The 11,492-nt window shown below is 73.6% G+C and carries 12 protein-coding genes; 4 read left to right on the forward strand and 8 right to left on the reverse strand.

What is annotated here, in order from left to right:
* Positions 1–220 precede the first annotated feature (220 nt).
* Positions 221–1,474, forward strand: a complete 1,254-nt coding sequence (locus ACWGIF_RS36650; RefSeq protein WP_453504045.1) for a cytochrome P450 — start codon at positions 221–223, stop codon at positions 1,472–1,474.
* On the forward strand, positions 1,471–2,409 hold the full coding sequence (locus ACWGIF_RS36655) for an NAD-dependent epimerase/dehydratase family protein (protein WP_453504047.1): 939 nt from the start codon (positions 1,471–1,473) through the stop codon (positions 2,407–2,409). Before ACWGIF_RS36650 ends, ACWGIF_RS36655 begins: the two co-directional genes overlap by 4 nt.
* Here ACWGIF_RS36655 and ACWGIF_RS36660 read toward each other — a convergent pair.
* The 8 genes from ACWGIF_RS36660 to ACWGIF_RS36695 form a co-directional block, all read right to left on the reverse strand.
* On the reverse strand, positions 2,399–2,998 hold the full coding sequence (locus tag ACWGIF_RS36660; protein ID WP_453504048.1) for a GTP-binding protein: 600 nt from the start codon (positions 2,996–2,998) through the stop codon (positions 2,399–2,401). The genes ACWGIF_RS36655 and ACWGIF_RS36660 overlap by 11 nt on opposite strands.
* Entirely contained in the window at positions 2,985–3,350 is a 366-nt protein-coding gene (locus tag ACWGIF_RS36665; protein WP_453504050.1) for a DUF742 domain-containing protein, read from the reverse strand. The genes ACWGIF_RS36660 and ACWGIF_RS36665 overlap by 14 nt, the downstream gene beginning before the upstream one ends.
* Complete coding sequence (locus ACWGIF_RS36670) at positions 3,350–3,769, reverse strand: roadblock/LC7 domain-containing protein (RefSeq protein WP_453504051.1); 420 nt, start codon at positions 3,767–3,769, stop codon at positions 3,350–3,352. Before ACWGIF_RS36670 ends, ACWGIF_RS36665 begins: the two co-directional genes overlap by 1 nt.
* Positions 3,766–6,063, reverse strand: a complete 2,298-nt coding sequence (locus ACWGIF_RS36675; RefSeq protein ID WP_453504052.1) for a nitrate- and nitrite sensing domain-containing protein — start codon at positions 6,061–6,063, stop codon at positions 3,766–3,768. Before ACWGIF_RS36675 ends, ACWGIF_RS36670 begins: the two co-directional genes overlap by 4 nt.
* A 405-nt stretch (positions 6,064–6,468) precedes the next feature.
* Entirely contained in the window at positions 6,469–6,882 is a 414-nt protein-coding gene (gene msrB, locus ACWGIF_RS36680; RefSeq protein WP_453504054.1) for a peptide-methionine (R)-S-oxide reductase MsrB, read from the reverse strand.
* Positions 6,883–6,908: 26 nt separating this feature from the next.
* Positions 6,909–8,306: a UDP-N-acetylmuramate--L-alanine ligase gene (gene murC, locus ACWGIF_RS36685; RefSeq protein WP_453504055.1), complete on the reverse strand. Its 1,398-nt coding sequence runs from the start codon at positions 8,304–8,306 to the stop codon at positions 6,909–6,911.
* A 62-nt stretch (positions 8,307–8,368) separates the two neighbouring features.
* A complete protein-coding gene (locus tag ACWGIF_RS36690; RefSeq protein ID WP_453504057.1) occupies positions 8,369–8,836 on the reverse strand; it encodes an indole-3-glycerol phosphate synthase in 468 nt (155 codons plus the stop codon).
* A gap of 148 nt (positions 8,837–8,984) precedes the next feature.
* Entirely contained in the window at positions 8,985–9,767 is a 783-nt protein-coding gene (locus ACWGIF_RS36695; RefSeq protein ID WP_453504058.1) for a pyrimidine reductase family protein, read from the reverse strand.
* 84 nt (positions 9,768–9,851) lie between these two features.
* On the opposite strand from ACWGIF_RS36695, the gene zapE reads away from it, so the two are divergent.
* Positions 9,852–10,907, forward strand: coding sequence for a cell division protein ZapE (gene zapE / locus ACWGIF_RS36700; RefSeq protein WP_453504060.1), 1,056 nt, complete (start codon positions 9,852–9,854; stop codon positions 10,905–10,907).
* A gap of 62 nt (positions 10,908–10,969) precedes the next feature.
* Positions 10,970–11,398 (forward strand): OsmC family protein, encoded by a 429-nt coding sequence (locus tag ACWGIF_RS36705; RefSeq protein WP_356812550.1) that lies wholly within the window; start codon positions 10,970–10,972, stop codon positions 11,396–11,398.
* Positions 11,399–11,492 lie beyond the last annotated feature (94 nt).

An 11,492-nucleotide genomic window follows, 5' to 3' on the forward strand; every position in this document is an offset into this window, starting at 1 on the left:
GGGCCGCGGGGCCCGGGGCCTTCAAGTCCCCGGCCGGGCCCGCGGGCCCCGCGCCCGGCCCGTCCGGCCCGTCCGACCCGTCCGACCCGTCCGGCCTGTCCGGCCTGCGCCGCCCTGCCGGCCTTCCCCTCATTCCCCGCCCTACCGGCCTTCCCCTGTTTCCCCGCCTTCCCCCGGGCTTTGCCCCCGGGCCCGCCGATTCCACGGAGGTACACCCCCGATGAGCACCACGTCCCACGCGCGGGCCCGGCGGCGCGACCGCCGGGTCTATCTGCGCAGCCATCCCGTGCTGTTCGGACTGCTCGCCGCCACCCGCGGGCGGCCGGTGCGCCGGCTCGGCCGGACCCTGCTGGTGCACGACGCGGCCGCTTACCGGGAGGCGCTGACCCGGCTGCCGCTCGACCGGACGGCGGCCGGAACGACGGGCGCGGCCGCGCGCGCCGCTCTGCGCGACGGCGGGGGCGTGCTGTTCGACCAGGAGGGCGGCGGGCACCGGGCGGACCGGCGGAGCCTCGCGGGCGGGCTCGGCGCGGCCGGGGTCGAGGAACTCCGCGCGGTGTGGCGGCCGTTGCTCGTACGCCGCCTCGCGCCGCTGGCCCAGGGCGGGGAGGTGGATCTCGTGGAGCTGGCACAGGAGCTGTCCGGGGCGGTGGTGTGCGCCCTGCTGGGCTCGCAGGCCGATCCCCGTGCGGTGGCGGAGGCCGCCGCGGAAGCCGCCGCCGCCTCCGTGCGCAGCCACCTGCCCGGGCCACGCAGACCCGGCGCGGAGTCGGCCGCGATCCGCACCGCGGAGCGCCTGAGCGCGCTGCTGGACTCCACGGGTTCGGGGACGGGGACCGGTGTGCACAAGGGCGCGGGCACGGGCCTCTGCCCCTCCCCCTCCCCTGGCCCCGGCACGCCCTCGGGTTCGGCCGCCGGCGCGGACTCAGGCACCGGCACCGGCTCCAGCACCGGTTCCGGCTCCGGCTCCGGCTCCGGCGATCAGGCGCTGCGCGCGATGGTGGCCGTGGCCGCCGTCAACACCACCGTCGCCGCGCTGCCCCGGGCCGTGGCCTGGTGCGCCGACGCGGGATTGTGGGAGGACGCCGCCGACGCCCGGCTGCGACCGGTGCTCGCGGACGAGTTGTTGCGGGTCACCGCAGCCTCGCCGTTGCTGCCCCGGGTGGCCGCGGCGGGCGGGGTCGTCGGTGGCTGCCCGGTGCGTGGCGACGACCGGCTGCTGCTGGTGGCCCGGCACGCCGCCGAGGCGCACCGCCGCGACCCGGACGCCCGCCGGCCGGCCGGGCCGGGGACCGCCCAGCTGGTGTTCGGGGCCGGGCCGCACACTTGCCCCGGGGCCCGTCTGGCGCGCGTCCAGCTGGCCGACGTACTGCAGGAGCTGGCCCTGTACCGGCCCGTCGTGACGCGGGCCCGGGTGGACCGGCGGGCCGCCCTGCCCGCCTGGCGCTCGCTGAGGGTGAGGGCGGGCGCATGAGCATCCGCATCGCGGTCACCGGGGCGAGCGGCTTCTGCGGCGGACACGTGGCCCGGGCGGCCGCCGCGCACGGGGCGGAGGTGGTGTGCGTGGGACGCCGGCCCGGCCCCCTCGGCGAGCACCGCCACTGGGACGCCGCACAGGCCGATCCGGACCTCACGGGGGTCGACGTGGTGGTGCACTGCGCCGCAGCCGTCGGCGACCCCGCCCCCGGCTCCCCGGCCGAAGCGCAGATGCACGCGGTCAACGTGGACGGCACGGAGCGGCTTCTCCGGGCGGCGGGCGGACGCCCTCTGGTGTGGGTGAGCAGCGCCAGCGTCTACGATCCGCGCCCGGACCGGAGTCTGGTCGGCGAGGAGCACCCGCGCACCGGGCAGCTGAACGCCTATGGCCGGACCAAGGCGGCGGGCGAGGACCTCGCCCTCGCCGCCGGAGCGGTGGTTCTGCGCCCCCGGGCCGTCTACGGCCCGGGCGACACCGCGCTGCTGCCGCGGCTGCTGTCACGGGTCCGGGCGGGCACCCTGCTGCTGCCGGGCCCGGACGTACCGCTCAGCCTCACCGCGGTGGAGAACCTTGCGGACGCCTGCCTGGCGGCTCCCGCATGGCCGCCGGGCGCGTACAACATCGCCGACGCGGAGCCGTACGCCCGCGACGCCGCGGTCCGGGCGGTCCTGCGCGCCCACGGCGTCCGGGCCCGGATCCGTCACCTCCCGCTGCCCGTGGCCCGTACGGCGGCCCGGATCGCGGAGGCCGTGGCGCGCGCCGAGCCGGCCCTCAGCCGCTACGCGGTGGACCAGCTGGCCCACCCGGTCGTCCTGGACCTCACCCGGGCCCGGTCCCGGGGCTGGACTCCGGGCCGGACCCTGGCGGACTACCTGGCGTCCGTGGCCTCGGGGGCTTCGGCGGGCGCGCCCGGTCCGGGGGTCAGCCGCTGACGGCCTCCGGCGCCTGCGCCTTGGCGATGAGCACGTCGAGCAGCGAGAGCAGGGAGGCGCGGACGTCGGCACGGGAGCGGGCGTCGAGCATGAGGACGGGCGTGTCGGGATCGCGCAGGTGCAGGGCCGCTCCGATCTCCTCCGCCGTGTACGGCTGTTCGCCGTGGAAGCAGTTCGCGCCGACCACGAAGGGCAGTTGCCGGCTCTCGAAGAAGTCGACCGCCGGGAAGCTGCGGTCGAGGCGCCGGGTGTCGACCAGCACGATCGCCCCGAGCGCCCCGTTCAGCAGGTCGTCCCACATGAACCAGAAGCGTTCCTGGCCCGGGGTGCCGAAGAGGTAGAGGACGACTCCGGCGTCCGTGAGGGTGAGCCGGCCGAAGTCCATGGCCACGGTGGTGACCGTCTTGGACTCGATGCCGTCGAGGTCGTCGACGCCGACGCCCGCGGCCGTCAGCCGCTCCTCCGTGCGCAGCGGCTCGATCTCGGAGATCGTCTCCACCAGGGTCGTCTTGCCGACTCCGAACCCACCGGCGATGAGGATCTTGACCGGGGCCGGTTCCCGGGAGGCGGGCGTGTCATATCCGGGCAAGGTTGTCCCTGATTCTCATGAGCAGGTGGACGTCGGTGGTGTCGGAGGCCGCCAGGGGCGGCCGGTGGTGGATCAGCCCGCGGTCGGCGAGTTCACCGAGGAGCAGCGTCATCGGGGTGAGGCGGATGTGCATCCGCGCCGCTATCTCGGCGACCGCCCGCCCGCCCGGCGGCGCGCACATGGCGAGGATCTCCTGCCACTCGGTGGGGAGTGCGCCCTGCGCGTCGTCGACGGCCGCCGCCGTGATCGTGGTGTCCATGGTGAGGACGGTGTGCGCAGCGTCCGTACGTCCGTCGGTCAGGGCGTACAGCCGCGTACGGCGGCGGCTCGCGGGCTGCTCGTCCTGCGGCATTACGAGGTCGGCACCTGGGCGCGATCGGGGGTGCCCAGCCACTCGCCGAGTGCCTGGGCGGTGCGTACGGCCTCGCCGCCCAGCTCGCCGAGGCGGGCCTTGCGGGAGGTCACCACGATGAGCGTGCTGCCCTCACCGCATCCCACGATGCAGAGGTACCTGTCGTCCATCTCGACGAGCTGGCGGATGACGCCGCCGCCGTCGATCTCCCGCGATATCGCCTTCATCGTCGAGGCGATGCCGGAGGCCGCGGCCGCCATGCGCTCGGCCTGGGGCTGGTCCAGCAGGTAGGCGCTGAGCCGGATTCCGTCGTTGGACAGGAGCACGGCTCCCTGGATGCCCGCGATCCTGCTCAGGTTGTTGTCGAGGACGCTGTAGACGGCGTCGTTGGATGCGGCGGTGTTCGGTGAGGTGGTCATGGCTGATCCCGTCGGAGCTCTTCTTCCACTGTCTGGGTCCCCTGTTCGTAGTCCGCCCAGGCGTCGGCCACCTCTTCGGGTGTCTCGGTGTCCGGCCGGACGGGCGTCTGCGGCGCGCGGGGCGCGCGCAGTTGGTCGGCGATGTGGGTCTGCGGGACGCGCTCGGGGAGGGCCGGGCGCGCGGGGCCGTCCGCAGGATCCGGCCGGAGCGCGGGCACGGCCACGGGCGCGAGTGCCTTCGTACGGCGACTGGGCAGACCGGCGCTCGTGTGCAGGACCGGCTCCGGCGCGGTCTCGCGCTCCTGCTCGGGCTGATCGGGCTGCTCCAGCTGCTCGGGCTGAGTGGCGGCGGCCGGCGGCGGGGTCGGCGTCTCGGGGGCCGGGGCCTGAGGCGGGACCGGCCGCGCGGGCTCGCGCGGGGTCTCCGCTCCGGTCGCCACCAGCAGTTCCCCGGGGAGGATCACCACGGCGGACGTCCCTCCGAACACCGAGCGGCGCAGCGTGACCGTCGCCTGGAGCTGGTCGGCGAGGTGGCCGACCACGAACAGCCCGAGCCGGTGCGCGTTCTGCGCGAGGACGGAGTACGGCGGGGCCTGGTGCAGGCGCCCGTTCATCTCCTCGTAGCGCTCGGGGCTCACCCGCGGCCCGCAGTCCTCGATCTCCACCGACAGCCCCTCCGCGACCAGTTCGGCGCGGATGACGACCTTCGAGCGGGGCGGGGAGAACCGGGTGGCGTTGTCCAGCAGCTCCGCGAGCAGGTGGCTGATCTGGCTGATCGCACGCGGTTCCACGCTGGTCTCGTCCAGGGCCTGCCGCTCGATGCGACGGAAGTCCTCGACCTCCGCGGCGGCTTCGCGGAGCAGGTCGGCGACGCGCATCGGCTCGGTGTGCGGGTCGGGGACCTCGCCGCCCGCCAGGATGAGCAGGTTCTCGATCTGCCGTCGCATGCCCACCGTCAGCTGGTCGGCCCGCATCAACTGGGCGAGCAGCGCTTCGTCGTGGCCGAAGGTGTCCTGCAGGTCCTCGGTGAGGCTCAGCTGGCGGCTGACCAGGTTTCCGGTGCGGGAGGCGATGCCCGAGGCGAACAGACCGAATCCGTGGCGCTCGGCGGCGAGCTGGCGGTGCCCGTCGACGGATACGGCGACGACCCGGGCGAACGCGTCGCTGATGCGCCCGACCTCGTCCCCGTCGCCGGTCACCGCGGGCAGGGCGTCGGCGTCGACGGACTGCCCGCGCTGGAGCCGGGCGACGACGTCGGGGAGGGTCTCCTCGGCGACGGTCACCGTGCGTTCGTGCAGGTCGTGCAGACGGCGGAGCACCGACCGGGTGGTGAGCACGACCACGACCACGACGGCCAGCAGCCCGCCGGCGCTTCCACCGATCAGCCAGGCGACCTCGGTCTGCAGTGCCGCGGCCTTGGCCTCGCCGCGCCGGAGCACGTCGCGCGCCAGGTCGATGTTGAGCGTGGTCATCTGCACCGAGAAGTTCGTGTGCGCGGACGGCCAGTCGCCGACGTCGGCCGGCAGTCTGATGCCGGAGACGCTGTCCTTGTGCCCGGAGAGGACCGCGTTCTCGATGCGCGTCTTCGTCTGCCAGTCCGCGGACCCGACGACCCGCTCGTAGAACCGCTGGTCCCGCGCCGCCAGGTGCGGCACGATCGACGCCTCGTGCAGGTACCGCTGAGCCCCCAGGGCGCTGATGAACTGGTCGTAGCCGGCGAAGGTCAGTTCTCCGGACGGCCCGGCCAGGGCCAGGACGGTGTCCTCGCGCGCCACCATCTCGGCGGCCTGGAGCATGGCCACCACGGGCCGGCTCGCCTGGGCGAGTTCGGCGTCCTCCGCGTGGCTGAACTCCTGCTGGTAGACCTGGATGACCTTGCCGATCACGTCGGAGTAGTAGGCCAGGGTGCTGTCGGCGGTTCCGCTGCGGGTGTCCGCGCGCTGCCGGTACGCGGCCAGTTTGTCGAGCTGGCGGGTCACTTCCGAAAAGGACCGGTCGGGGTCGCCCGCCAGTCCGCGGAACTCGGCCGCGGCGAGGTCCGTGGCCGCGCGCCTTTTGCGCAGGTCGTCCTCGGCCCCGTCGGTGCCCGCCCACTGGGCGGCGGTCGCCGTCCGCTCGGCCTGCACGTCGGTCATGAGGGTGTAGAGCGGGGCGCCGACCCGCTCGGCGGCCACCACGTCGGCCCGCAGCTGCTCCGACTGGGCCAGCAACCGCTGGGCGCTCAGCGCCACTTGGGTGCCCATCGCCACGGTGGGGACCACGGCCAGCCAGATGAGCAGGGTGCGCAGCCGCACGGTTCTCCACCGACGGGCCGTCGACTGCCCTCGTACGCCTTCGGGTTCCATGGGAGGCATCGGTCCTCGGGTGCGGGGGACGGCGGAGGGACGTCGGGGGCGGGCCGGGCGGCCGGACCGGGCACGGTGCCGAAAAAGGGTCGGCCACAACCGGTCCGGCCGTGACGGGATCTGAGGGTGCCGATCATAACCAGACACATCGAAAAATCGGATAGGTGTCTTCGGTGGCGATGCGTGCTATCGGCGTCGGATCGCCCCAGGCCAGAGTCCGGATCGGATTCGAACCGCGATGTCCTCGACATCAGGACGGGAGGGTTCCGGCCACCTGCGCGACACATCCCCCGAGCATGGGCGGGCCCTCCCGACCGGTATGCGGTCGGGAGGGCCCTTGGACGTGCCGGGGGATCAGGCCTCGTCGGAGGCCGGGGTCAGGCGCAGAGAGATGCTGTTGATGCAGTACCGCTGGTCCGTGGGGGTGGGGTAGCCCTCTCCCTCGAAGACGTGGCCCAGGTGGGAGCCGCACGTCGCGCAGCGGACCTCGGTACGGATCATGCCGTGCGAGCGGTCGACGATCAGTTCGACCGCGTCGGTGTCCTTCGGGTCGTAGAAGGACGGCCAGCCGCAGTGCGAGTCGAACTTCTCCGAGGAGCGGAACAGCTCGGCCCCGCAGCCCCGGCAGGAGTAGACACCTTCCGTCTTGGTGTCCGTGTATTCACCCCGGAACGCCGGCTCGGTGCCGGCGAGGCGCATCACCTGGTACTCGGACGGGGTCAGCTCCGCCTGCCACTGCTCGTCCGTCTTCTCGACCTCGTACGACATCGCTCTCCCGCTCCCTCGTCCTGCCGTCAGTTCGTCAGGCGGGCGAGGATGGCCGGACCGAGGTCCGTGACGTCGCCCGCGCCCATGGTGAGAACGAGATCGCCGGGCTTGGCCATTCCCGCGATGACGTCGGCGACGGCCGCCTTGTCGTGCTCGGCGGTGACGTCGGCGCCCGCGGCGCGGGCGGCCGCGATGATGACCTCGCTGGTGATGCCGGGGATCGGGTCCTCGCGGGCCGGGTAGATGTCCAGGACCACGGAGGCGTCGGCGAGGGCCAGCGCCCGGCCCATCTCCTTGCCCAGCTCCTGGGTGCGGGAGAAGAGGTGCGGCTGGAAGACGACCAGGATCCGGGAGTCCCCGGCGGCTCCGCGGATGGCCTCCAGGTCGGCGGTCATCTCGGTGGGGTGGTGCGCGTAGGAGTCGATGACCTGGACGCCCGCGGCCTCGCCCTTGAGCTGGAGGCGGCGCTTGACACCGGTGTACTTGCCGAGCGCGGAGGCCAGGTTGTGGGCCGGGATGCCGAGGGCGACGCCCGCGGCGAGGGCCGCGACGGCGTTGTGCGCGTAGTGGCGGCCGGGGACGGAGACGGTGAAGGTGAGCATCCGGCCGTCCAGGACGACGGTGACCTCACTGGTCAGGCCGCGCGGGGTGATCTTGGTGATCCGGACGTCGGCGTCCTGCTCCTCGCCGTACGTGACGACGGTGAGGCCCTCCCTGCCCGCGACGCGTCGGGCGATCTCGGCGGCGCCCTCCTGGCCGTGGGCGACGACCAGGGTGCCGCCGGGCACGATCTTGCCGACGAAGGTCTCGAAGGACTCGTAGATCTCGTCGATCGACGCGTAGTTCGCGTGGTGGTCGAGCTCCGCGTTGAGGATGATCGCGACCTGCGGGGTGTACTTGTGGAAGGTGCGGTCGCTTTCGTCCGCCTCGGCCACGAAGATGTCGCCCTCGCCGTGGTGGGCGTTGGAGCCCGGGGCGTCCAGGTCGCCGCCGATGGCGTACGAGGGGTCCAGGCCCAGGGCCGAGAGGGACACCGCCAGCATCGAGGTGGTGGTGGTCTTGCCGTGCGTGCCGGCGACCGCGATCGGGCGCAGCCCGTCCATCAGGGCGGCGAGGGCGTCGGAGCGGTGCACGACGGGGATGCCGAGCTCGGCCGCGCGGGCCAGCTCGGGGTTGTCGGCGCGGATGGCGCTGGAGACGACGACGCAGGTGGAGTCGGCCGCGAGGTTGCCGGCCGCGTGCCCGCCGTGGACCGTGGCGCCGTGGGCGCGCAGCGCCTCGGCGGTCTCGGAGTCGCCGCGGGTGTCGCTGCCGGCCACCTGCGCGCCGCGCTGGGCGAGGATCTTCGCGATGCCGGACATGCCGGCGCCGCCGATGCCGATGAAGTGGGGCCGTTCCATGGCGGTCGGCAGGCCGGGCTTCATTCAGGTCGCTCCAGGATCGAGTGCGTGCGGTACTTGTGGGCGGTGGGCTCTGGGGCCCCAGCCTATTCGTTGTGGGCGAAGAGCTTGAGCACCGGAACGCCGACCTTGTGACGGGCGCGGGAGGCCCAGTCCCGGTGGAAGAACTCCTCCACGAAGTGCGGGGCGGTCAGGACGATCACCTCGTCGGCGCCGGTCTCGTCCACGACGGACTTCAGTTTGTCGAGGGGGTGGTTCTCGACGAGCTGCCCGGTGGCGCTGGCACCCTTCTGGCGCAGGGCGTTCAGGGAGTGCGCGAGGGCGTGTGCGGCGGGGCCGCGGGCGGCCTCGCCCTCGGGTTCGTCACCCTCACGGATGGCCTCGGGGAGCTCACCGAGCGCTACGTCGTCGATGGCGCGCAGCAGTCGGTCCTGGTCGCCCCTGGGTTGCATGAGGACGACGAAGGAGACCGGGTCGTCTCCGTGCAGGGTGGTGACGAAGTCCACGTCCACCGGGGTCAGCGGCTGCTCGATCATCAATACGCTCGTGAACACGGACGCCCTCTCCTTCATGGGCCGAGGCCGGCCGGCCGGCCCCTGCGGAAACCATCCTGCCCCGCTGTCGCGCGGGGCCTTGCGCAGATATGTCTGCCCAGTCATGTGCCCAGCGGAAGCAAAGCGGAACGACAAATTCCGCCCCTTGTCAGATCCGACGGTAGCTCGTGAAGAGGAACCCGGCCTCTTCCAGTACGCAGGCGGGCGCGAGCCGGTGCGGAACCGTGACGGAGGGCCCTGCGGCGATCCGCTGCGCGCCGCCCGCCGTTAGCATCGGCGAGATCGTCAGGCACAGCTCGTCCAGGGCGTCGGCGGCCACGAACTGGCCCAGCAGCCGGGGCCCGCCCTCGGTGAGCTGGCGGCGCAGCCCGCGCGCGGCGAGCTCCCGCACCGCCCGGGCGGCGTCCACGGCCGCGCCGTCACCGGCCACCACGACTTCGGCCCCGGCCTTCACGGCCGCGGCCACCCGGTCGGCGGGCGCCGCGGCGCCGGTGACCACCAGGGTCGGCACCAGCGGGGAGGTGAACAGGGGCAGCGAGAAGTCCAGCTCCAGGCTCGCGGTGACCACGGCGATCGCGGGGGCGGGGCCCTGTCCCGAGGCGGCGCGGCGGGCCGCGAAGGCCTCCCGGGCCCGGGCCGGGCGGTAACCCTCCTGGCGAACCGTTTCCGCTCCGACGACCACCACATCGGCCAGCGCCCGCAGGGTGCCGAAGATCCGCATGTCGGTCTCGCCGGAGATGGGCTGCGAGCGGCCGTCGTGCTGGGCGGCCCCGTCCAGGGTGGACACCATGTTCGCCCGCAGCCAGTGCCCGTCCGCCCCCAGGGCGGGGTACGCGTAGGCGTCCGCGAGCTCGTCGAGCGACCACTCCCGGTCGGTCCGGTCCCCGGGCGGGGCTGGTGTCTGATCGGTCACAGGGAACAGGCGGCGCATCGGTGCAGTGTGCCACGCCCCGTAGAGTTAAGGGCTGTGTCGACATCACTCTCCACCTCCGGTTACACCTCCGGCCGGCCTCCGATAGCCGACGCGGGCCCCGAGGCCCTGTGCGCGCGCGAGCCCCGGGTGGCGCCCGAACGGCTGGTGGCCGAGATGGTGCCGCCGCCGCGGTTCGACTCGGTTCGCTTCGACACGTACGACCCGGACCCCACCCAGCCGAGCCAGTCCGAGGCCGTCACCGTGCTGAGCGGCTTCGCCGCCGGGCTGGGCGGGGCGCACGCGAGCGGCGCGGGCAGGAAGCGCTGGTTCTCCAAGAAGCCGGCGGCCCCCACCGCCCCACGCGGGGTCTACCTCGACGGCGGCTACGGCGTCGGCAAGACCCACCTGCTCGCCTCCCTGTGGCACGCCACCCCGGCCGAGCCCGCGCTCAAGGCCTTCGGCACCTTCGTGGAGCTCACCAACCTGGTCGGCGCGCTCGGCTTCCAGCAGACCGTGCAGACCCTGGGCGGGCACCGGCTGCTGTGCATCGACGAATTCGAACTCGACGACCCGGGCGACACCGTGCTGGTGTCCTCGCTGCTCAGCCGCCTCGTCGAGCAGGGCGTGGCGCTGGCCGCCACCTCCAACACGCTGCCCGGCAAGCTCGGCGAGGGCCGCTTCGCCGCCGTCGACTTCCTGCGGGAGATCCAGGGGCTGTCGGCGCACTTCCGGCCGCTGCGGATCGACGGCCAGGACTACCGCCACCGCGGCCTGCCGGAGGCGCCGGCGCCGTTCTCGGACGAGCAGGTCGCCAAAGCCGCCTACGCGACCGCGGGCGCGAGCCTGGACGACTTCCCGGGCCTGCTGGAACACCTGGCCCGGGTCCACCCGAGCCGCTACGGCGCGCTGACCGACGGGATCACGGCGGTCTGCCTGACCGACGTCGGCCCGGTCCCGGACCAGTCGACGGCACTGCGGCTGGTGGTGCTGGCCGACCGGCTGTACGACCGCGAGATTCCGGTCCTGGCCTCCGGGGTCCCCTTCGACAAGCTGTTCGGTGAGGACATGCTGAACGGCGGCTATCGAAAGAAGTACTTCCGCGCCATATCGCGGCTCACCGCGCTGGCGCGCGACGCGAAACCCCTGGTGTCCCAGTAGGTTTGGGAAGGCCGGGCCCTTCCGGGGGCCCGGCCGTTCCCACTTCTACGAAGGGATCCACCATGGCCGCCACACGCAACGCCCACGCCGTATGGGAAGGCGACCTGTTCGAGGGCAAGGGCGTCGTCACCCTCGACTCGTCCGGCCTCGGCAGCTACCCGGTCTCCTGGCCGGCGCGCACCGACGAGGCGGCGAACGGACGGACCAGCCCGGAGGAGCTCATCGCCGCCGCGCACTCCAGCTGCTTCAACATGGCGTTCTCGAACGTGCTGGCGAAGGCGGGCAATCCGCCGGCCAAGCTGACCACTTCGGCCGCCGTCACGTTCGTACCCGGCAAGGGCATCACCGGCATCCACCTCACCACCGAGGGCGAGGTGCCGGGCCTGGACGAGGACGGTTTCGTCGCCGCGGCCGAGGACGCCAAGAAGAACTGCCCGGTCAGCCAGGCCCTGACCGGTACGACGATCACCCTGAGCGCCAAGCTCGTCTGACCGCTCACGCTCCGGCGGGGGGGGGGGGGGGGGGGGGGGCCCCCCCCCCCCCCCCCCCCCCCCCCCCCCCCCCCCGCGCCCCCCGGGCGAGCAC

The sequence above is a fragment of the Streptomyces sp. NPDC054849 genome, from assembly GCF_053610945.1.